This is a genomic window from Stenotrophomonas sp. yr243, assembly GCF_900184195.1.
GTDB classification, from domain to species: Bacteria; Pseudomonadota; Gammaproteobacteria; order Xanthomonadales; family Xanthomonadaceae; genus Stenotrophomonas; species Stenotrophomonas lactitubi.
On the sequence record NZ_FXWT01000004.1, the window covers coordinates 142,929 to 161,554 of the forward strand.

24 protein-coding genes are annotated in these 18,626 nt (G+C 67.4%); 15 read left to right on the forward strand and 9 right to left on the reverse strand.

Annotation, left to right across the window (positions count from 1 at the left end; genetic code table 11):
- Positions 1-13 precede the first annotated feature (13 nt).
- From QOL57_RS17640 to QOL57_RS17655, 4 genes are all read left to right on the forward strand, one after another.
- Positions 14-424, forward strand: coding sequence for a DoxX family protein (locus tag QOL57_RS17640; protein ID WP_089238421.1), 411 nt, complete (start codon positions 14-16; stop codon positions 422-424).
- A 43-nt stretch (positions 425-467) separates the two neighbouring features.
- The gene (locus QOL57_RS17645) at positions 468-1,277 is read left to right on the forward strand and encodes a class III extradiol ring-cleavage dioxygenase (RefSeq protein WP_089238423.1); all 810 of its coding nucleotides are present in this window, start codon (positions 468-470) and stop codon (positions 1,275-1,277) included.
- Positions 1,274-1,930 carry an alpha/beta fold hydrolase gene (locus tag QOL57_RS17650; RefSeq protein ID WP_089238425.1) on the forward strand — a complete coding sequence of 219 codons (657 nt, stop codon included), beginning with the start codon at positions 1,274-1,276 and terminating at the stop codon, positions 1,928-1,930. The genes QOL57_RS17645 and QOL57_RS17650 overlap by 4 nt, the downstream gene beginning before the upstream one ends.
- A gap of 110 nt (positions 1,931-2,040) precedes the next feature.
- Positions 2,041-3,684 carry a Na+/H+ antiporter gene (locus QOL57_RS17655; protein WP_089238427.1) on the forward strand — a complete coding sequence of 548 codons (1,644 nt, stop codon included), beginning with the start codon at positions 2,041-2,043 and terminating at the stop codon, positions 3,682-3,684.
- A 110-nt stretch (positions 3,685-3,794) separates the two neighbouring features.
- Here the strand turns inward: QOL57_RS17655 and QOL57_RS17660 are convergent, their stop codons facing one another.
- Complete coding sequence (locus QOL57_RS17660; protein ID WP_049466119.1) at positions 3,795-4,046, reverse strand: DUF3297 family protein; 252 nt, start codon at positions 4,044-4,046, stop codon at positions 3,795-3,797.
- A 90-nt stretch (positions 4,047-4,136) separates the two neighbouring features.
- On the opposite strand from QOL57_RS17660, the gene QOL57_RS17665 reads away from it, so the two are divergent.
- The gene (locus QOL57_RS17665) at positions 4,137-4,679 is read left to right on the forward strand and encodes a hypothetical protein (protein ID WP_089238429.1); all 543 of its coding nucleotides are present in this window, start codon (positions 4,137-4,139) and stop codon (positions 4,677-4,679) included.
- Between the two features lie 103 nt (positions 4,680-4,782).
- Here QOL57_RS17665 and QOL57_RS17670 read toward each other — a convergent pair whose 3' ends face one another.
- From QOL57_RS17670 to msrB, 5 genes are all read right to left on the reverse strand, one after another.
- Entirely contained in the window at positions 4,783-5,058 is a 276-nt protein-coding gene (locus tag QOL57_RS17670; RefSeq protein WP_089238431.1) for a DUF4031 domain-containing protein, read from the reverse strand.
- A gap of 13 nt (positions 5,059-5,071) precedes the next feature.
- Positions 5,072-5,581: a hypothetical protein gene (locus QOL57_RS17675; RefSeq protein ID WP_089238433.1), complete on the reverse strand. Its 510-nt coding sequence runs from the start codon at positions 5,579-5,581 to the stop codon at positions 5,072-5,074.
- An 88-nt stretch (positions 5,582-5,669) separates the two neighbouring features.
- Positions 5,670-6,644, reverse strand: a complete 975-nt coding sequence (motB, locus tag QOL57_RS17680; RefSeq protein ID WP_089238435.1) for a flagellar motor protein MotB — start codon at positions 6,642-6,644, stop codon at positions 5,670-5,672.
- Between the two features lie 3 nt (positions 6,645-6,647).
- On the reverse strand, positions 6,648-7,502 hold the full coding sequence (gene motA, locus QOL57_RS17685) for a flagellar motor stator protein MotA (protein WP_089238437.1): 855 nt from the start codon (positions 7,500-7,502) through the stop codon (positions 6,648-6,650).
- 101 nt (positions 7,503-7,603) lie between these two features.
- Positions 7,604-8,071 carry a peptide-methionine (R)-S-oxide reductase MsrB gene (msrB, locus tag QOL57_RS17690; protein WP_089238439.1) on the reverse strand — a complete coding sequence of 156 codons (468 nt, stop codon included), beginning with the start codon at positions 8,069-8,071 and terminating at the stop codon, positions 7,604-7,606.
- A 137-nt stretch (positions 8,072-8,208) separates the two neighbouring features.
- Between msrB and QOL57_RS17695 the strand changes: the two genes are divergently transcribed.
- Positions 8,209-8,583 carry a classical arabinogalactan protein 4 gene (locus tag QOL57_RS17695; RefSeq protein WP_089241162.1) on the forward strand — a complete coding sequence of 125 codons (375 nt, stop codon included), beginning with the start codon at positions 8,209-8,211 and terminating at the stop codon, positions 8,581-8,583.
- A gap of 412 nt (positions 8,584-8,995) precedes the next feature.
- Positions 8,996-9,148 (forward strand): lana protein, encoded by a 153-nt coding sequence (locus QOL57_RS17700; RefSeq protein WP_089238441.1) that lies wholly within the window; start codon positions 8,996-8,998, stop codon positions 9,146-9,148.
- Between the two features lie 57 nt (positions 9,149-9,205).
- Here QOL57_RS17700 and QOL57_RS17705 read toward each other — a convergent pair whose 3' ends face one another.
- Positions 9,206-9,685: an Lrp/AsnC ligand binding domain-containing protein gene (locus QOL57_RS17705; protein WP_089241164.1), complete on the reverse strand. Its 480-nt coding sequence runs from the start codon at positions 9,683-9,685 to the stop codon at positions 9,206-9,208.
- 149 nt (positions 9,686-9,834) lie between these two features.
- Between QOL57_RS17705 and QOL57_RS17710 the strand changes: the two genes are divergently transcribed.
- From QOL57_RS17710 to QOL57_RS17720, 3 genes are read left to right on the forward strand one after another with little or no spacing between them, the layout of a single operon-like run.
- Positions 9,835-11,139, forward strand: coding sequence for a D-amino acid dehydrogenase (locus QOL57_RS17710; RefSeq protein ID WP_025878410.1), 1,305 nt, complete (start codon positions 9,835-9,837; stop codon positions 11,137-11,139).
- The gene (alr, locus tag QOL57_RS17715) at positions 11,118-12,188 is read left to right on the forward strand and encodes an alanine racemase (protein WP_089238442.1); all 1,071 of its coding nucleotides are present in this window, start codon (positions 11,118-11,120) and stop codon (positions 12,186-12,188) included. Before QOL57_RS17710 ends, alr begins: the two co-directional genes overlap by 22 nt.
- Positions 12,189-12,231: 43 nt before the next feature.
- Positions 12,232-12,468 carry a hypothetical protein gene (locus QOL57_RS17720; protein WP_089238444.1) on the forward strand — a complete coding sequence of 79 codons (237 nt, stop codon included), beginning with the start codon at positions 12,232-12,234 and terminating at the stop codon, positions 12,466-12,468.
- Here QOL57_RS17720 and QOL57_RS17725 read toward each other — a convergent pair.
- Positions 12,452-13,018, reverse strand: a complete 567-nt coding sequence (locus tag QOL57_RS17725) for a DUF3016 domain-containing protein (RefSeq protein ID WP_089238446.1) — start codon at positions 13,016-13,018, stop codon at positions 12,452-12,454. The genes QOL57_RS17720 and QOL57_RS17725 overlap by 17 nt on opposite strands.
- A gap of 250 nt (positions 13,019-13,268) precedes the next feature.
- Here QOL57_RS17725 and QOL57_RS17730 point away from each other — a divergent pair, with 250 nt between their 5' ends.
- Together QOL57_RS17730 and QOL57_RS17735 are read left to right on the forward strand one after the other, a co-directional pair.
- Positions 13,269-15,254: an ATP-binding protein gene (locus tag QOL57_RS17730; RefSeq protein ID WP_242629953.1), complete on the forward strand. Its 1,986-nt coding sequence runs from the start codon at positions 13,269-13,271 to the stop codon at positions 15,252-15,254.
- A 59-nt stretch (positions 15,255-15,313) separates the two neighbouring features.
- Positions 15,314-15,607, forward strand: a complete 294-nt coding sequence (locus tag QOL57_RS17735) for a DUF3247 family protein (protein WP_089238450.1) — start codon at positions 15,314-15,316, stop codon at positions 15,605-15,607.
- Between the two features lie 85 nt (positions 15,608-15,692).
- On the opposite strand, the gene QOL57_RS17740 is transcribed toward QOL57_RS17735, so the two are convergent.
- The gene (locus QOL57_RS17740; RefSeq protein WP_025878415.1) at positions 15,693-15,956 is read right to left on the reverse strand and encodes a hypothetical protein; all 264 of its coding nucleotides are present in this window, start codon (positions 15,954-15,956) and stop codon (positions 15,693-15,695) included.
- A 156-nt stretch (positions 15,957-16,112) separates the two neighbouring features.
- Between QOL57_RS17740 and QOL57_RS17745 the strand changes: the two genes are divergently transcribed.
- The 3 genes from QOL57_RS17745 to QOL57_RS17755 are packed head-to-tail and all read left to right on the forward strand — an operon-like array spanning position 16,113 to position 18,561.
- Positions 16,113-17,183, forward strand: a complete 1,071-nt coding sequence (locus tag QOL57_RS17745) for a class I SAM-dependent methyltransferase (RefSeq protein WP_089238452.1) — start codon at positions 16,113-16,115, stop codon at positions 17,181-17,183.
- A complete protein-coding gene (locus QOL57_RS17750; protein ID WP_089238454.1) occupies positions 17,180-17,881 on the forward strand; it encodes a pseudouridine synthase in 702 nt (233 codons plus the stop codon). The genes QOL57_RS17745 and QOL57_RS17750 overlap by 4 nt, the downstream gene beginning before the upstream one ends.
- Positions 17,878-18,561 carry an HAD family phosphatase gene (locus QOL57_RS17755; RefSeq protein WP_089238456.1) on the forward strand — a complete coding sequence of 228 codons (684 nt, stop codon included), beginning with the start codon at positions 17,878-17,880 and terminating at the stop codon, positions 18,559-18,561. Before QOL57_RS17750 ends, QOL57_RS17755 begins: the two co-directional genes overlap by 4 nt.
- The last annotated feature ends 65 nt before the right edge of the window (positions 18,562-18,626 follow it).

Here is an 18,626-nt window from a genome sequence, read left to right on the forward strand (position 1 = left end):
ACCGAGGTGCCCCATGAACGCTACCGCCGCTCCCCTGTCTCCTCTCGCCCCGTATGCCGCGACCCTGCTGCGGCTGACCCTGGGCGTGCTGTTCCTGGTCCATGCGCTGACCAAGCTGCTGGTGTTCACCCCCGCCGGTACCGCTGCCTTCTTCGAATCGCTGGGCCTGCCCGGCGTCCTGGGCTACTTCACCATCGCCGTTGAACTGACGATTTCCGCAGCGCTGCTGCTCGGCATCTACGCGCGCTGGATCGGCCTGCTCGGTGTGCCGCTGCTGCTGGGCACCATCGTGACGGTGCACGGCGCCCACGGTTTCAGCTTCGCCAACGCGGGCGGTGGCTGGGAATACCCGGCGTTCTGGGCGCTGGCCCTGGTTGTGTTGTTCCTGCTTGGCGATGGCCGCTGGACCCTGCGTTCGCGCTGATCGTCCCCCGGCCCGCTGCCTGTTCCTGTCATTGGAGAAGATCATGTCCCGCCTGCCTTCGCTGTATATCTCCCACGGCTCGCCGATGACTGCCCTGCATCCGGGCCAGGTCGGCGTGCGCTTGGCCGAGCTGGCCGACGACCTGCCCACGCCGCGTGCGATCGTCATCGCCTCGGCGCATTGGCTGGCCCGGCAGCCGCTGGTCGGCAACCATCCGCAGCCGCCCACCATCCACGATTTCGGTGGCTTCCCACGGGAACTGTTCGAGCTGCAGTACCCGGCGCCCGGTGATCCGGCATTGGCCGATGACGTGGCGGGCCGCATCGCCGCCGCCGGCCTGCCGGTGGCGCTCGATCCGCAACGTGGCCTCGACCACGGCGCGTGGGTACCGCTGCGCCTGCTGCACCCGCAGGCCGACATCCCGGTAGTGCCGCTGTCGATCCAGCCGATGCTGGGCCCGCAGCATCAGTTCGCGCTTGGCCGTGCACTGGCGCCGCTGCGCGAACAGGGCGTGCTGCTGATCGGCTCGGGCAGCATCACCCACAACCTGCACGACTGGGGCAACTACCAGGACGGCAAGGAAGCGCCCTACGTGCGTCCTTTCATCGACTGGGTGGAGCAGCGGCTGGCCGCCAATGACCGCGATGCCCTGTTCGATTACCGCCGACAGGCACCGTTTGCGGAGCGTGCGCACCCCACCGACGAGCATCTGCTGCCGTTGTACTTCGCGATGGGCGCGGCGGGCGAGGGCGGCTTTGGTGCCAAGCGCATCGATGCCGGTATCGATGCCGGCTTCCTGGCGATGGACCTGTACCGCTTCGATGGCGCCGATCGCGCTCAGGATGCGGCGTGAACCCGCTGCTGCAACCGGTGCTGGAGCGTCCTGCACAAGGAGACGCGCAGGGCCTGGTGGTGCTGTTGCACGGGGTGGGCAGCAATGAGCAGTCGCTGGTTCCGCTGGCCTCGGCCATCGACCCGCGCCTGCACGTGCTGCTGCCGCGCGGTCCTGTGGTCTTCGGGCCACAGGCGTTCGGCTGGTTCACAGTGCGCTTCGACGCGCAGGGGCCGGTGATCGATCCGGCGCAGGCCGAGACTTCGCGCCTGCTGCTGGCGGATTGGCTGGCCGGCCAACAGCAGCGGCTGGGACTGGATGCGCGGCAGACCGCGCTGGCCGGCTTCAGCCAGGGCGGCATCATGGCCGCCAGCGTCGCCCTGATCCAGCCGCAGCGGGTGACGTCCTTCGCGATCCTGTGCGGACGCATTCTGCCGGAGATCGCGCCGAGCATCCCGGCTGATGTGGGCCACGCCGGGCTGGACGCCCTGGTGGTGCACGGCTACGACGACGACAAGCTGCCCTTCACCTTGGCCGAAGCCGCATCGCACCGGTTGCAGGCACTGGGCGTGGCCCATCAGCTGCGTGGCTACCCGGTCGGTCATGCGTTGTCCGCGGACATGCAGCGGGACACGCTGGCGTGGCTCGAGCGGCGCTTGCTGTCGCGGTCCTGACGCGCATTCAGATGGCTGGCCGCAGTGGCGGCCTGCTGTGTTAAGTTTTTTCCCGTCCCCCGGTGCACTCCGGTTTTTCCGGCCCCACGCGCCGCTCCTGTGGAAGAAGCATGCACACCATCGAAGTCGTCCTGGCGATGTTGGTGGCCGTTGTCGCCAGCGGTTACCTGGTTCGCGTCCTGCCATTCTCGTTGCCGCTGCCGCTGGTACAGATCGGCCTCGGTGCGGTGATCGCCGGGGTATTCAACCGCGGCCACGCGCTGGAGCCGGAAGTGTTTTTCCTGCTGTTCCTGCCACCGCTGCTGTTCCTCGATGGCTGGCGCATTCCCAAGCAGGGCCTGTTCCGCGACAAGGGCGCGATCCTCGAACTGGCGTTCGGGCTGGTGGTGTTCACCGTGATCGGCGCCGGCCTGCTGATCCACTGGATGATTCCGGTGATGCCGCTGGCGGTGTGCTTCGCGCTGGCCGCGATCGTGTCACCGACCGACCCGGTGGCCGTCGGTGCGATCGCCGCCAAGGCGCCGATTCCCAAGCGCCTGATGCACATCCTGGAAGGCGAGTCGCTGCTCAACGATGCCTCCGGCCTGGTCTGCTTCCGCTTCGCGGTGGCGGCGGTGATGACCGGTACCTTCTCGCTGGCGACCGCCTCGCTGACCTTCCTGTGGGTGGCGGTGGCCGGCCTGGCCGTCGGCGTAGCGGTCACCCTCGGCGTGTCCACGTTCCAGCGCTGGCTATGGCGCCGCTTCGGCGAAGAGCCCGGTGCGGCGATGCTGGTCAACCTGCTGATCCCGTTCGCGGCGTACCTGCTGGCTGAAGAGATCAACGCCTCGGGCATCCTCGCAGCGGTCGCAGCGGGTATTTCCATGAGCTACGTGGAAATGACCGGCCGTGTCTCCGGCAGCATGCGCGTGCAGCGTGCCGGCGTCTGGAACATGCTGCAGTTCAGCTTCAACGGCATCATGTTCGTGCTGCTGGGCGAGCAGTTGCCGGGCATCGTCGAACGCGCCACCACCACCATGAACGAGAGCGGCCACCAGAGCGCATGGTGGCTGCTGGTGTACGTGCTGGTGATCAACGCGACGCTGATCGCGCTGCGCCTGCTGTGGGTGTGGCTGTCGCTGCGCTGGAACCTGCTGCGCGCGCGACGCCGCGGCCTGGAGCATGGCGAGGCACCGAACTGGCGCATCGTGGTGGCCACCTCGGTGGCGGGCGTGCGTGGTGCGATCACCTTGGCCGGTGTGTTGACGCTGCCGTTGTTCCTGCCCGATGGCAGCCCGTTCCCGGCACGCGACCTGGTGATCTTCCTGGCTGCCGCGGTGATCCTGTGCTCGCTGGTCGGCGCCAGCGTGGCGCTGCCACAGCTGTTGAAGGGCCTGCAGCTGCCGGCCGATTCGGGTGAGCGCAAGGAAGAGGATCTGGCCCGCAAGCTGTCCTCGAAGGCCGCGTTGGCGGGCGTGGAGCGCATGCGCCAGCAGCTGGTGCTGAACCAGAACACCGAGAACGTGCAGCTGTACAACGACGCCGCATCGCGGGTGAGCATGCTGTACCAGCGGCATCTGGACCGCGACAACCCCGACGTGGACCCGGAAAAGGTGAACCGGATGGAGGTCGGCTACCGCCAGCTGCGCAGCGCCGGCCTCAACGCCGAACGCGAGGAACTGTTCCGGCTGACCCGTCGTGGGGTGGTGTCGGACGAGATCGCACGGCGGCTGATCCGCAACCTCGATCTGCTGGAATCGCGCAAGCGCGAATGACCGGTCTGTTGTGTAGAGCCGAGCCCACGCTCGGCTGAGCTTTCCGTCCAGGTTTCATGACACCTGAGCAGACAGCAGCCGAGCGTGGGCTCGGCTCTACCAAGCAGCCGTCAGGCTTCCGGCTTCTGTTCCAGGAAGTAAGCCTCGACCTTGCCCTTGACCTTGATGGTCATCGGGTTGCCGCGACGGTCGCGGGCCTTGCCGGCCTGCACGCGGATCCAGCCTTCGCTGACCGAGTATTCCTCGACGTTGTCGCGCTCGACATCGTTGAAGCGCACGCCGACGCCGCGCTCCAGGGCCTGCGCATCGTGGAAGGGGCTGGCCGGGTTGATCGCCAGGTGGTCGGGAGGGGTATCGCTCATCGCTTCATTCACAGTGACGGCCACCACGGCCGGCTTCAGCGGTACAGGATAAACCGTAGAATGCCCACCTGCTCCCGAGGATGTTCCGCCATGCCTGACAACAGCGACTATTTCGACTTCGAGGAAGACGCCCACGATTTCGACGAGGACGACTTCGAGGCGCGGGTCTGGAATCTGCTCGTGCTGATCAATCCGGGCGACGAAGAGCTGGCCCTGCAGCAGTTCAACCGCTGGCGCGAGCATCTGTCCGAGGACGGCCAGCCGCTGGAAGCCGACAGCGATTGGCTGCCGGCGCTGTTCACCGCCATCGCCTGGCAGTCCGGCTTCGAGGTCGAGCGTGATGACTTCGATTCGCTGCAGTCGGCGGTGAACGAGCTGTCGGCGCGCTTCAACCTGCAGCTGGACTGGGGTGGCGACCTGGACGATGAGGACTTCGCCGCGGACCTGGACGGCGTGCAGCTGATGAGCACCGCCTTCGACCGCCTGCGCGAGCACAACTACACGCTGTGGAGCGTGGATGCCGGCAACGAGGGTTTCAGTGGCTGGATGGCGCTGACCCGCGATGACGACGCCCTGCTGGCGCTGTGCTCGCTGCTGAACGTGGAAGTGCGGCTGGGCAGCGACCCGTTCTGAGGATGATGGGTGGGTGCGGACCTTGGTCCGCACGATCCACGGCTGATGTGCGGACCAAGGTCCGCACCCACCACGGGCATGGCCCGGCGCTACCCGTACCCGCCTACGGCCGGTACTGCGCCCTGGCGTTGGCGATCACCGCTTTCACCTGCACGCGATCCACGTGCCGGGAAATGGCCACCGCGCCCAGCGCGAGCGCCTGCGCACGCAGCTCGGCGGTGACATCGTAGTGCGCTCCGCTGGCCTTGTTCTGGAAGGCTCGCGGGGGAATGCCGAGCTGCGCCGCCATCGCGTGCAGCTCGGCCAGGGTATCGGCCATCAGGTGCGCCCAGCGCTGACCGCGCCAGGGATGCACCGCGTCATCGACGTAGACCGACACCGCCGCCGCCGGATCAGGCCTGCGGCTTGCCGTCGGCGTCGGCGGCCGTAGCGGCCTCCGCGTCGGCAGCGCCTTCGGCGCCGGCAGTGTCCGCAGCAGCTTCGTCGGCAGCTTCGCCTTCGGCCGCTGCGTCTTCAGCCTGCTCGCTGGCGAACTCGGCCACCAGCTTGTCCAGGTACTCCTCGCCGGTCTGGCCTGCTTCTTCGGCCAGGGTGTCGAGCAGCTTCTGCATCAGCTCGGAATATTCCAGGGTGACCTTGCGGCCTTCGGCTTCCTGCACGTTGGACAGGTGCTTGAGCATGGCCAGCATCGGCACCGGATTGTCGGCGTTGCCCATGGTCTGGCCGCCGATGGCCAGCAGCCACTCGCGACCCTGCAGGCCGATGGCGGCCACGGCCTGGCCGTCTTCGTTGACCAGCACGGCATGGTTCTGCACCTGCTGCTGGGCGTTCAGACGGAGGAACGGACGCTTGGCCTGCTGCTTCTTGCGCTTGTCGCGCTTGGCCTTGGAGGACTGGGACATGGGGGTGTGATCACCTGGAGTCGGAAAGACCGCCATTGTACTGGGTGCCGCGCTGCGCGCTCGCCGGGCCATGCCCGGCGGAAACCGGTCAGGGGGCAGAGCCCTTTCCAGCAGAAAGGGATCCGACCCCGGCCTGCCCCTGCGCAGCCTGCACGTCCGGATCCACGGTGGTCGCCGACAGGCCCACCTGCGGCCCGGCACCGGCCAGCGCGGCTTCTTCGGCGGCCTTGGTCATCACCACGATGCTGATGCGGCGGTTGATCGGGTTCTGCGGGTCGGCCTTGTCGAACAGCACCGACGAAGACAGGCCGACCACGCGGGTGATCTTGCTGTCGTCCATGCCGCCATCGATCAGTGCGCGGCGCGCGGCATTGGCGCGGTCGGCGCTCAGTTCCCAGTTGCCGTAGCCGCGTGCGGCCGAATAGGCGGTGATGTCGGTGTGGCCGGTCAGGCTGATCCGGTTCGGCACGTGGTTCAGGTACTCGGCCAGCTCGTGCAGGATCTGCTGCGTGTACGGCTTCAGGGTGGCGCTGCCGAGGTCGAACATCGGCCGGTTCTGCTTGTCCACGATCTGGATGCGCAGGCCTTCCGGGGTCAGGTCCAGCAGCAGCTGGTCCTTGAACGGTTCCAGCGCCTGGCTGCGGCTGATCGCCTCCTGCAGCTCCTTCATCAGCGCTTCCAGCTGCTGCTTGTCGCGCTGCTGTTCGTCCACCGGCTGCGGTATCGCCTTCTGCTGGTTCTGGAAGGGATCGTTGCTGTTGCCGCGCGAAACATCGGTGGCGCCGCCCAGCTTGATCATCGAAGTGCTGGCGCCGCCCGGCCCGGCCATGCCCGGTGCCGGCGTCGCGCTGGAGCCGACCAGCGGGCTGGGGTTGCGGAAGTATTCGGAAATGGCCGCGCGCTCGGGCTTGCTGGTGCTGGCCATCAGCCACAGCACCAGGAAGAAGGCCATCATCGCGGTCACGAAGTCGGCATAGGCCACCTTCCACGAACCGCCATGGTGGGCGGCGTGGCCGGCTTTCTTGACCCGGCGGACGATGACGGTGGGCTTGGTCTCGGCCATGGCTTACTTGACCGTCTTCAGGTGCTGCTCGAAGTCGGAGAACGCCGGGCGCACGTTCGACGGCAGCGTCTTGCGGGCGAACTCCAGCGCGATCTTCGGGTTGTAGCCGCGCAGGCAGGCCAGCAGGGCAGTCTTCACCGACTCATAGATGCGGCTGTCCTGCTCGGCACGGGCTTCCATCGCCGACGCCATCGGGCCGACGAAGCCATAGCCCAGCAGAATGCCGAGGAAGGTACCGACCAGCGCGCCGGCCACATGGCCACCCACTTCAACGATGTCGCCGCCGATCGAGCCCATGGTGATGACGATGCCCAGCACCGCCGCCACGATGCCGAAACCGGGCAGGCCGTCGGCGACCTTGTTCATCACCTGCGACGGTGCCATCGCTTCGGCGTGGTGCTTTTCCAGCTCCAGCTCCAGCAGTGGCTCCAGCTCGTGCGGCTCGATGTTGCTGCCGATCATCAGGCGCAGGCAGTCGGTGATGAAGTCGATCAGGTGGTGGTCGGCCTGCACCTTCGGGTAGTTGCCGAACAGCGCGCTTTCGGCCGGGCGCTCGACGTGGTCTTCCAAGGCCATGAAGCCTTCACGGCGGGCCTTGTTGAGCAGTTCGTACACCAGGCTGAGGACATCGATGTAGTCCTGCTGCTTGTAGCGCGGGCCCTTGAACACGCCGACCATGGCCTGCAGCGTCTGCTTGACCGTCTTGGCCGGGGTGCCGACCAGGAACGCACCCAGCGCGGCACCGCCGATGATGACCAGTTCGTAAGGCTGCCACAGCGCCCCAAGGCGGCCGTGTGCGCCGAGGTAGCCGCCCAGCACGCTGATGATGACGACCAGGAATCCAACGATGATGAGCATGGCGCGACGCAAGGAGGGGGGATATCTCCTTGTCGGCCTGACACCGGTGTTTCTGAAGAGGGAATTCTGTGAAGTTGGTCAGCGGGCCATTCCGGCGCGTGTCAGCCCGCCACGCCGGCTTCCGCGCCGCCACGCTGCAGCGGATCGGGCCAAGGCTCGCCGTTGCCGGTGAATGAAAGTGAGACCGAGTTCAGGCAGTGGCGCTCGTAGGTGGGCGGCGGACCGTCCGGGAATACGTGGCCCAGGTGGCTGCCGCAGCGGGCGCAGGTGATCTCGGTGCGGACCATGCCGTGGCTGCTGTCGCGGATCTCGCGCACGTGTGCCGGGTCGAACGGGGCGAAGAAGCTGGGCCAGCCGGTGCCCGAATCGAACTTGGTGCTGGAGCGGAACAGCGGCAGCGCGCACAGCCGGCAGCAGTAGACGCCCTCACGCTTGTTGTCGAGGAACACACCGCAGAAGGGCGCCTCGGTGCCGTGCTGCAGCAGCACGCGGCGCTCCTCGGCGCTGAGCCCGGCGACCAGTGCTTCGGTCTGCGTGGCGGTGGGGGGCGTCAGATCGAAAGCGCTCATGCCGGCTCTCCGTGGGGTTGTGGCCTGGGATGCCGCAGACGTGGGGGTGTCGGCACGCGCTTGCAAGTGTGATGGCCGTTCATGGCCGGCACACAGGGGCAGGCGCAGGGTAAATGTGGACCACCCTGGAGCGCGCCATGAAACCCCGCCTGGTTCTACTGTTGACGGCCCTGCTGCCTCTGCTCGCCCAGGCGCAGGTGCCCACCGGCAATCCGACCGCCACCCGCAGCAGCTCGACGGTGGCACCGCCGCCTGTAGCCCCGCCACCGCAGGCATCGCGCCCGCAGCCGCAGGTGCTGCCCTCGCCGCAACCGGCCCAGCCGATCCGCTCGACCGGCCCGGCCCAGGTGACCCCCACGCCCGCACCGACGTTGCCGGACAAGGTCTACGACCGCAACGGCCGCATCGTTCCGGGCGTCAAACCGGTCGGCCCCAACCGCGTGTTCGACTCGCGCACCGGCCGCTACTACGACAGCGTACCCACCGGCGACGGCCAGCAGATCAAGCGCTGACCCCCGCGCCCGCAACCAATCGCGCAACCCAAAGAGAGCGCAGCGACCCGCTGTCGCTCTTTTTTCTTTTCCGTGGCTGGCGCCCGCATGAACCTGTCAGAGGCCGGGCGGGTGGGGGCAGGCGGGGTGTCCGCGGCATGGATGCCGCGGCCAAGCCCCCAAGGACGGGTTCACGGCGTCCCCGCCTGACTCCACCCGCCCGGCCAACGCGCAGCGCCGCACCAGGCCCCAGCCACGAGGGGCTCAGCCGTTGGCAGGAATCCCGCCACCCACATGAACGCCGGAAAACAGCCCCCGCCCTGCACGCCCCGCATCACCCGTTTTTCGCCTGCGATTAACCGCAGCAGGACCACGGTGGACCTGCGCCGGCATCCCCGCCGTCGCGCTTCCCTCGTCCCCTTGGAATACGATCATGGCCAACCAGCAGAACCGTCATCCCGGCAAGGAACAGCAGGGCAAAACACCGCAGGACCAGCAGCGCCAGCAGCAACAGCAACAGCAGCCGAACGAGCAGCAGAAGAAGAATCCGCAACAGGGTTCCATGAAGAATCCGCAGCAGCGCTGATGCAGCCAGGGGCCAGAGCCCGTCCCACGGGGTCTGGTCCCGCTGCCGCCCGCCGACTCAATCGGGAATCGGCAGCGACCAGGTCTCCTTGACCTCTTCCATCACGATGTAGCTCTTCGATTCACGCACATGCGGCAGGGTCAGCAGGGTGCTGCCAAGCAGCTTGCGATACGAGGCCATCTCGCTGATCCGCGCCTTCAACAGGTAATCGAAATCGCCTGACACCAGATGGCATTCCAGTACGTTGGGCAGCTTCAGTGCCGCACGCCGAAACTCCTCGAAGATGTCACCGGATTTGTAGGCCAGGCTGATCTCCACGAACACCAGCAGGCTCGCCTTCAGCGCCGACGGGTCCAGGTGCGCGTGATAGCCGGTGATCACCGCTTCGCGCTCCAGCCGGCGCACGCGCTCGGTGCACGGGGTGGTCGACAGACCGACCCGTTCGCCCAGCTCGGTGAAGGAAATGCGGCCTTCGCCCTGCAGGATGCGCAGGATCTTGCGGTCGATCTTGTCCAGTTCGCGGGGGCGGGTGGTCATGGCCGTCAACCTCGGGGAATGAATCAGAGGAAAATATCCTGCCTGCATTCCTAAAATCAGGCAAATCACCTAGGAACGGAAGAATATACTTCCCCGATTATGGCCCCTGCGCACCCAAATGCAGGGAATGATCGGGTTGGAGAATTTCCATGCGAGTCCTAGTTCTCGGCAGCGGCGTGATCGGCACCACCAGTGCCTGGTACCTGCGACAGGCCGGGTTTGAAGTCACGGTCGTCGACCGCCAGCCCGGTCCCGCGCTGGAAACCAGCTTCGCCAATGCCGGCCAGCTGTCCTTCGGCTACACCTCACCGTGGGCCGCCCCGGGCGTGCCGAAAAAGGCCATCGGCTGGCTGTTCGAAAAGCACGCACCGCTGGCGATCAAGCCGGGCATGGACCTGGCCCAGTATCGCTGGCTGTGGCAGATGCTGCGCAACTGCACCCACGAGCGCTACGCGATCAACAAGGCGCGCATGGTGCGCATGTCCGAGTACAGCCGCGACTGCCTGAACGAGCTGCGCGCGCAGATCGGCATCGATTTCGAAGGGCGCGACCTGGGCACCACCCAGCTGTTCCGCACCCAGCAGCAGCTGGATGCATCGGCGCAGGACATCGAAATCCTGGCCCAGTACGGCGTGCCGTACGAAGTGCTGGATCGCGCCGGCATCATCAAGGCCGAGCCTGCGCTGGCCCACGTCGATGGCCTGGTGGGCGCGCTGCGCCTGCCGCGCGACCAGACCGGCGATTGCCAGCTGTTCACCCGCCGCTTGGCGCAGATGGCGGCCGAAGCGGGTGTCGAGTTCCGCTACGACCAGGACATCACCGGCGTGGAATTCGACGGTGACCGCATCACCGGCGTGCGGATCGGCGGCAAGCTGGAAACCGCGGACCGCTTCGTGGTCGCACTGGGCAGCTATTCACCGGGGCTGGTCGCGCCGCTGGGCATGCGCCTGCCGGTGTATCCGCTGAAGGGCTACTCGCTGACCCTGCCGATCACCGACCCGGCGATGGCGCCCACCTCGACCATCCTCGATGAGAGCTACAAGGTTGCGGTGACCCGCTTCGACAACCGCATCCGCGTCGGCGGCATGGCCGAAGTGGCTGGTTTCGACCTGTCACTGTCGCCGCGTCGCCGCGAGACGCTGGAGCTGGTGGTGCGCGATCTGTACCCGAAGGGCGGCGACCTGGCCAAGGCCGAGTTCTGGACCGGCCTGCGCCCGGCCACGCCGGACGGCACGCCGGTGATCGGCGCCACGCCGTTCCGCAACCTGTTCCTCAACACCGGCCACGGCACGCTGGGCTGGACCATGGCCTGCGGCTCGGGCCGCTACCTGGCCGACCTGATGAGCGCGCGCCAGCCGCAGATCAGCACCGAAGGCCTGGATATCTTCCGCTACGGCCAGTACCGCCACGCCCCGCAACATGAGAACCGCACATGCGTCCTGCCCGCGCGCTGATCGATCTGGGCGCACTGCGCAGCAACTACCGCCTGGCCCGTGAACTGGGCGGTGGCAAGGCGCTGGCGATCATCAAGGCCGATGCCTATGGCCACGGTGCGGTGCGCTGCGCACAGGCACTGGAAGGCGAGGCCGACGGCTTCGGCGTGGCCACCATTGAAGAGGCGCTGGAACTGCGCCAGGCCGGTATCCGTGCACCGATCCTGCTGCTGGAAGGGATCTTCGAGCCCAGCGAAATGGCGCTGGTGGCCGAGCATGACCTGTGGTTCTCGGTGGGTTCGTCGTGGCAGCTGGAAGCGCTGGCCGCGTTCGACAGCCCACGCCCGCTGACGGTGTGGCTGAAGCTGGACAGTGGCATGCACCGGCTGGGCCTGGACGTCGCCGGTTTCCGCGCCGCGCACGCACGTTTGTCTGCACTGCCGCAGGTGGCGCGCATCGTACTGATGACCCACCTGGCACGTGCCGATGAGCTGGACAGCGAGCGTACCCATGAGCAGGCCGCGACCTTCGTCGAGGCCATCGAAGGCCTGCAAGGCGAGACCAGCGTCTGCAATTCGCCGGCGCTGTTGGGCTGGCCCGATGTACGCAGTGACTGGGTGCGCCCGGGCCTGATGCTGTACGGGGCAAACCCGCTGCCGGACAACAGCGAGCTGACCGCGCGCCTGCGCCCGGTGATGACGATGCAGTCCAAGGTGATCGCCGAGCGCTGGATCGAGGCCGGTGAGCCGGTCGGCTACGGTGCGCGTTTCGTCGCCAAGGCACGCACACGCGTGGGCGTGGTCGCGCTGGGCTATGCCGATGGCTATCCGCAGTTCGCGCCCAACGGCACCCCGGTGCTGATCGATGGCCAACCCGGTGGGCTGATCGGCCGCGTGTCGATGGACATGCTGACCGTCGACCTGACCGCGCATGCGCAGGCCGGCGTCGGCAGCGTGGTGGAACTGTGGGGCACAGCGCCGACCCTGTCCGAGCTGGCCCCGCGCTGCGGTGTCAGTGCCTACCAGCTGCCGTGTGGCGTCAAGCGCGTGGCACGCGTCTACCAGGATTGACCGGCCGCTGGTAGCGGCCGACCTTGGTCGGCGCCGTGAATGTGTGTCGACCAAGGTCGACACCTACCGGATCGATCCGGCGTTGCGTACGGTTCTGGTAGCGGCCGACCTTGGTCGGCGCTTTGAATGTGTGTCGACCAAGGTCGACACCTACCGGATCGATCAGGCGCTGCGCGCGGTTCTGGTAGTGGCCGACCTTGGTCGGCGCCGTGGATGTGTGTCGACCAAGGTCGACACCTACCGGTGGGTCGCGCTGCGCGGGATTACCGCGCAGCGGTAACGCGCGAGGTCAGCTGGCGCTTCACCCAATCATCGATCAGGCGCTTCTCATAACGCAGCGGATCGGTGTCGCTCTTCAGGCCGATGTTGTGCAGGTAGCCGCTGTCGCTCAGGCGGGCGTCGCCTTCATCGATGATGCGCCCGCTGGCGTCCTTCAGCGTGTACTGCAGGGTGATCCGCGGCGGGTAGATGTCGCGCATGATCCGGATATCGCTGCCACGCGGGCCGTGCCACGGCTCGTAGTCGCCCGCGCGCTTGATATCGACCAGGGTCACGTCCAGCGTCTGCCCGGCCTGCAGGGGCTTGGCGGCGCTGGTCTGTACGTAGCGTGCCAGCTGCTGCACCCAGTCACCGCGTTCAGCCTCGAAGCGGTTGCTGCTCTGGCGGAGCTCGGTGAATTTCGCCGGATCGTCCCACTTCACGCTGACCGGGCCATCGGCCTGCAGCGCGCGCGGCGCGTCGGGCGCCGTTACCGTCCGCGGCGCGGCGGCCACGCTGCCCACGGCAAGCATGCCGGCCAGCAGCAGGGCGGTTGAAAGCGAACCTTTCATGGCAGTCTCCTGCGTCCCCGAAGCGGGGAGGATGATGATCTCGGATCGAGTGTGATCCCGCCGTAGGGCCGCAGCAATGGCCAAGAGCGTCAAATGCGTCAACAGTTGCCGCCAATTCATGGTCGTCAACCCTGACTGACGGCGCTTGACGCTGTGAATACGCGCTCTGGAAGATGCTGTACCTCCATCCGGTCTTTTCTTCCCCACGCCCTTGTCCACATTGCCGCCCCTCGTGGAGCGCTCACCTTTGATGGTGCCGACGCCCGAACCCGACCTGCACCATGGCGTGCTTGAGCGCATCCACGCAGGTTTCTGTGTGATCCAGGTGCTGTTCGACGGCGACGAGGCGATCGATTACCGCTTCCTCGAGGTCAACGATGCCTTCGAGCGTCATACCGGCTTGAAGGATGCCTGCGGCAAGCGCATGAGCACGCTGGAGCCACAGCACGAAGGCGACTGGTTCCGGATCTACGGCGAAGTGGCGCGGACCGGGCGACCGGCGCAGTTCGAGATGGATGCCCGTGCCTTGGGGCGCTCGTTCGCGGTGGATGCGGTGCGTATCGGCCGGCCGGGAGATGACTTGGTGGGCGTGCTGTTCTTCGATGTGACCGCGCGCAAGCAGATGGAAGTGGAGCTGGGCGAGAGCGAGGCCCGTTTCAGTGCACTGGCCGATGGCCTGCCGATGCCCGTGTGGGTGCTGGACGAGCGCGGCCACGCCCGCTTCGTCAACAGTGCCTTCAGCGAGTTCTTCGGCGGCGACGAGAACCGCGTGCCGGAAGATGTCTGGCGGGGCCTGGTGCATCCCGACGATGCGTCGGTGTTCGAGTACGAACTGCAGGAAGCCCTGAAAGCGCAGCGTTCGATGCACGCCCTGGTGCGTGCCCGCCGCGCCGATGGACAGTGGCGCTGGCTGGAAATGAACGCCCGTCCGCGCTTCTCACGGATGGGCCGTTTCATCGGTCTGGCCGGCAGCAGCCCGGACGTCACCGAGCGCCGCGAGATCGAACTGGCGCGTGAGGAGCTGCTGCAGTCCGAGCGCGCCGCACGCAGTGCCGCGGAGAACATGGCGCGGCTGAAGGATGAATTCCTGGCCACGCTGTCGCATGAGCTGCGCACGCCGCTGACCACGATCCTGGGCTGGAGCGAACTGCTGCTGCAGCGCGTGGATTCCACCAGTCCGCTGTACAAGGGCCTGGGCGTGATCGCCAACAGCGCCACCGCGCAGAAGCGGTTGATCTCGGACATGCTCGATCTCAGCAGCATGCTGCTGGGCAAGGTGCAGCTGGAAGTGGAAGTGCTGGATCTGCGCGATCAGTTGAACGAAGCGATGGGCGCGCAGGAGCTGGTGGCCGAGGGCAAGGCGCTGGACGTCACCCTGCAGTTGCCGGCGCAGGCCTGCCAGGTGCTGGGCGATGCCACCCGCCTGCAGCAGGTGTTCTGGAACCTGCTGTCCAACGCGATCAAGTTCACCCCGGCCGAAGGCCGCATCGACGTGCAGCTGCAGGCCGATGGCAATTATTGGACGATCACCGTGCGTGATACCGGCGACGGCATCGCACCGGAGTTCCTGAACCATCTGTTCAGCCGCTTCCGCCAGGCCGACGGCACCACCACCCGCCGCCATGGCGGTCTGGGCCTGGGCCTGGCGATCGTGCAGCAGCTGGTCGAACTGCACGGCGGTACGGTCAGTGCGGCCAGCGATGGCCATGGTCACGGCGCCACCTTCACCGTGCGCCTGCCACAGCACCTGCCCGATGCCGAACGGCGTCCGCTGCGTGAGGTCGTCAGCGGTCCGATCCTGGAACCGATGGTGGTCGAACCGTACCCGCTGCGCGGCCTGCATGTGCTGGCGGTGGAAGACCAGCCAGAAGTGCTGGAGTACCTGCGGCGCATGCTGGAAGAGCAGGGCGCCAGCGTGTCTGCGGCCAGCTCTGCGGGCGAGGCGCTGGCGCTGCTGGCCGACAATGGCCACCTGCAGTACCACGTGCTGCTGACCGACATCGGCATGCCGGGCATGGATGGCTATGGCCTGGTGAGCACGCTGCGCGAGGACCTGGGCGTGGATGCCGCGGCATTGCCAGCGGTGGCGGTGACCGCGCTGGCGCGTGCCGATGACCGTCGCCGTGCGTTGGCCTCAGGCTTCCAGGAACATGTGGCCAAGCCGTACTCGGTGGCCCAGTTGGTGGGGGTGGTGCGGCGCGTACAGGCAACGCGCGGGGACAGCCTGCTGCACTGAGCATTCACGGCCAATCGACGACCCTGCACGCCTGCACGCCTGCACGCAGGAGGTTGTCGATGTCCCGTATTGCTCCCCGGATCCATACCGATGCCGCGCAGATCGCGCGTCTGGAAGCCCTGCTGCCGCAGTTGCACGGGGAAACCGAAGTGCAGCTGACCCTGCATGATGGCCGCCGCCTGCTGGGCACGGTTGCGGTGCAGCCGACGCTGCAGCAGTACCGCAACGAGGCCGGCGACGAAGGCAGCAACGGCCAGCTGCGGCTGGACGATCTCGATACGCCGGTGCAGCAGCATCACGTGTGGCTGGATGAAATCGCCAGCATCCGCGAACTGCCGCCCACGGCGCCTTGATCCGATGTAGAGCCGAGCCCATGCTCGGCTGCCGTCCGCGCGGCTGCGCCGCCGCCCGAGCATCGGCTCGGGCGCTACAGGCCTATCAATGCTCGAACAGCGTTGCCGTCGCCTCGAACCTGCGCGCATAGGCGCGCTCCTCGGCTACCCGGGTCACTTCATCGTCTGCCAGGTCCGGCGCGCCATAGACGGCGTAGGCCACGCTGCCATCGGCGCCGTGGCCGACCTGGTGCAGGCGGTAGCGGGAATGGCCGCCGCCGGTGTCCTCCGGGTAATGCACGGGGGGATGGCTGCCTTCCAGGTCCATTTCACTGTTGTCGACAACACCTCCGACGAACAAGGCACGCATGCAGGATCTCCAGGAGTTGCGGGGGAGCTTCTACCCTGAACGCTGGCATGTTGCTGCGGCATCAAGGCAACGTTGAAGTTTCGCAAAGCGGCGGCCGGGGCCGGGCCGGACAAGCCGGTACAATGGACGGCCCTCACGCTTCCAGTACCCGCGCCGATGGCATACAGCGACGACGCCCCCCTGCAGACCCTGTTCCTGCCGTTCTCCAGCGGCGCCCTGCGCTGGCCGGAGGGTCCGGTGGCCTTCCTGCGCGCCCGTGACGGCTGGCCCCTGCGCGAGCAGGCCGGCGGCCGCGAGGTCGACTGCGAGCAGAGCTTCGCCCCGTTCGCGCAGCCGCTGCAGCAGGCCGCTGGCTGGACCGTCAGCGGCCAGCTGGATGATGTTGCCGGCCGCGGCCGTTACCCGCTGGTGCTGGTGCTGCCGCCGCGCCAGCGCGAGGAAGCCCGCGCGCTGTTCGCCCGCGCCCTGGCGCTGGTCGCCGAGGGTGGCCGCATCGTGGCCTGCCAGCACAACAACGAAGGCGCCCGCTCCGGCGAAGGCGATCTCAAGCAGTTGGCCGGCCTCGGCGGCAGCTTGACCAAGAACCACTGCCGCGTGTTCTGGACCGCGCCGTTGCAGGGCCAGCACGATGCGGACGTGGCCAAGCGCTGGGGCAGCTTGGACGCGGTGCGGCCGATCGTCGGCGGCCGCTTCCTCAGCCGCCCGGGCGTGTTCGCCTGGGACCGCATCGACCCGGCATCGGCGCTGCTTGCCGAACATCTGCCGGCCGACCTGGCCGGGCGTGCGGCGGACCTCGGTGCCGGTTACGGCTACCTGTCGCGCGAGCTGCTGGAGCGCTGCCCGAAGATCACCGCGCTGGACCTCTACGAGGCCGAGAAGCGCGCGCTGGACCTGGCCGAACTCAATCTGGCACCGCCGCCGCGCCCGGTGCCGTTGCGCTTCCTGTGGCGCGACGTCACCGCCGGCATCGAGCCGGACTACGACGTCATCATCAGCAACCCGCCGTTCCACACGCCCTCGCGTGCGGACCGCCCGGACATCGGCCAGCGCTTCATCGCCGTGGCCGCGCAGGCGCTGCGCCCGGGCGGGCGCCTGTACGTGGTGGCCAACCGCCACCTGCCGTACGAGTACACGCTCAACGAGAGCTTCGGCGCGGTGCGCGTGATTGCCGAGCGCGATGGCTTCAAGCTGGTCGAGGCCGTGAAGGGCAAGGAGAAGGGCCGGTGAAACTGGTCAAGCACATCGCCAACCTCGGCTACGGCAGCCGCAAGCAGGTGCAGTGGATGTTCCGCGAAGGGCGCGTCACCGACGCCGACGGCGAGGTGCTGTATGCCGACGACCAGGTGCCGCATGAAGCGGTGCGGGTCGATGGCGAGCCGCTGGACCCGCCGGTGGGCCTGTCGCTGGCGATGTACAAGCCGGCCGGCTACACCTGTTCGACCAAGGACAAGGGCCGCCTGATCTACGACCTGCTGCCGCCGCGCTTCCGCGACCGCGACCCGGTGCTGTCCACCGTCGGCCGCCTGGACCGCGAGACCAGCGGCCTGTTGCTGCTGACCGACGACGGCAACCTGCTGCACCGGATCATCTCGCCGAAGTCGAAGCTGCCCAAGGTCTACGAAGTAGAGCTGGCTGAAGACCTGCGCGGTGACGAGATGGCGCTGTTTGCCAGCGGCACGCTGATGCTGGAAGCGGAGAAGACGCCCCTGCTGCCGGCTGAACTGCAGGTGCTCGGGCCGCGCAAGGCGCGCCTGATACTGCACGAAGGTCGCTACCATCAGGTACGCCGCATGTTCGCTGCCGCAGGCAACCACGTGCAGGCACTGCACCGCAGCCGTGTCGGTGGCCTGGACCTGCAGGGACTGGCCGAAGGGCAATGGCGGCTGCTGACCTCCACCGATCTGGATACGCTGTTCGCTCCATGACCTCCATCGCTGCGCTGCCGTTCCTGCCTGACGCCGTCATCTTCGACATGGACGGCCTGATGATCGACAGCGAGCGTGTGTCGCTTGCATGCTGGAGCGAGGCCGCAGAGGAGTTCGGCCTGCCGCTGGATGCCAACTTCTTCGTGCGCATGGTCGGTCTTGGCGACCGCGACAGCCAAGCGCTGCTGCGCCAGCAGGGGATCGAAGACAGCGTGATCGAGGCGATGGCGGCGCGCTGCCATGATCTGTACGAGGAACGCACGCAGACAGGGTTGCCGCTGCGCCCGGGCATCCTGGAACTGCTTGAGTTGTTGAAGTCGCACGCGGTGCCGCGTGCGGTGGCGACCTCGACCCGGCAACCGCGGGCCAACCGCAAGCTGGCCGCGACCGGGCTGCTGCCGTACTTCGATGCGGTGGTTGCCGGTGATGACGTGGCGCGGGCCAAGCCGGCACCGGACATCTACCTGCTGGCCGCGCAGCGGCTGGGCAAGGCACCGGAACGCTGCCTGGCGCTGGAGGATTCCCCGGCCGGCACGCGTGCCGCACTGGCTGCGGGCATGACCGTGATCCAGGTGCCGGACCTGGTGCATCCCGATGAAGAACTGCGCGCGCTGGGCCACCGCATCGTCGGCTCGCTGGTGGACGCCCACGCGCTGCTGCTGCCGCTGTTGCCGAGGTAGCTGCCAACCTTGGTTGGCACTGAGCCGAGCATGGGCTCGGCTCTACATCCATGGCAACCGCTCTG

Coding starts and splice junctions, on each gene's coding strand:
- QOL57_RS17695 (WP_089241162.1), top strand. CDS start 8,209: ATGAAACCCCGCCTGGTTCTACTGTTGACGGCCCTGCTGCCTCTGCTC.
- motA (WP_089238437.1), bottom strand. CDS start 7,502: ATGCTCATCATCGTTGGATTCCTGGTCGTCATCATCAGCGTGCTGGGC.
- QOL57_RS17735 (WP_089238450.1), top strand. CDS start 15,314: ATGTCCCGTATTGCTCCCCGGATCCATACCGATGCCGCGCAGATCGCG.
- QOL57_RS17705 (WP_089241164.1), bottom strand. CDS start 9,685: ATGACCACCCGCCCCCGCGAACTGGACAAGATCGACCGCAAGATCCTG.
- QOL57_RS17675 (WP_089238433.1), bottom strand. CDS start 5,581: ATGTCCCAGTCCTCCAAGGCCAAGCGCGACAAGCGCAAGAAGCAGCAG.
- QOL57_RS17725 (WP_089238446.1), bottom strand. CDS start 13,018: ATGAAAGGTTCGCTTTCAACCGCCCTGCTGCTGGCCGGCATGCTTGCC.
- QOL57_RS17755 (WP_089238456.1), top strand. CDS start 17,878: ATGACCTCCATCGCTGCGCTGCCGTTCCTGCCTGACGCCGTCATCTTC.
- QOL57_RS17710 (WP_025878410.1), top strand. CDS start 9,835: ATGCGAGTCCTAGTTCTCGGCAGCGGCGTGATCGGCACCACCAGTGCC.
- QOL57_RS17740 (WP_025878415.1), bottom strand. CDS start 15,956: ATGCGTGCCTTGTTCGTCGGAGGTGTTGTCGACAACAGTGAAATGGAC.
- msrB (WP_089238439.1), bottom strand. CDS start 8,071: ATGAGCGCTTTCGATCTGACGCCCCCCACCGCCACGCAGACCGAAGCA.
- QOL57_RS17645 (WP_089238423.1), top strand. CDS start 468: ATGTCCCGCCTGCCTTCGCTGTATATCTCCCACGGCTCGCCGATGACT.
- QOL57_RS17745 (WP_089238452.1), top strand. CDS start 16,113: ATGGCATACAGCGACGACGCCCCCCTGCAGACCCTGTTCCTGCCGTTC.
- QOL57_RS17665 (WP_089238429.1), top strand. CDS start 4,137: ATGCCTGACAACAGCGACTATTTCGACTTCGAGGAAGACGCCCACGAT.
- QOL57_RS17640 (WP_089238421.1), top strand. CDS start 14: ATGAACGCTACCGCCGCTCCCCTGTCTCCTCTCGCCCCGTATGCCGCG.
- alr (WP_089238442.1), top strand. CDS start 11,118: ATGCGTCCTGCCCGCGCGCTGATCGATCTGGGCGCACTGCGCAGCAAC.
- motB (WP_089238435.1), bottom strand. CDS start 6,644: ATGGCCGAGACCAAGCCCACCGTCATCGTCCGCCGGGTCAAGAAAGCC.
- QOL57_RS17700 (WP_089238441.1), top strand. CDS start 8,996: ATGGCCAACCAGCAGAACCGTCATCCCGGCAAGGAACAGCAGGGCAAA.
- QOL57_RS17730 (WP_242629953.1), top strand. CDS start 13,269: ATGGTGCCGACGCCCGAACCCGACCTGCACCATGGCGTGCTTGAGCGC.
- QOL57_RS17655 (WP_089238427.1), top strand. CDS start 2,041: ATGCACACCATCGAAGTCGTCCTGGCGATGTTGGTGGCCGTTGTCGCC.
- QOL57_RS17660 (WP_049466119.1), bottom strand. CDS start 4,046: ATGAGCGATACCCCTCCCGACCACCTGGCGATCAACCCGGCCAGCCCC.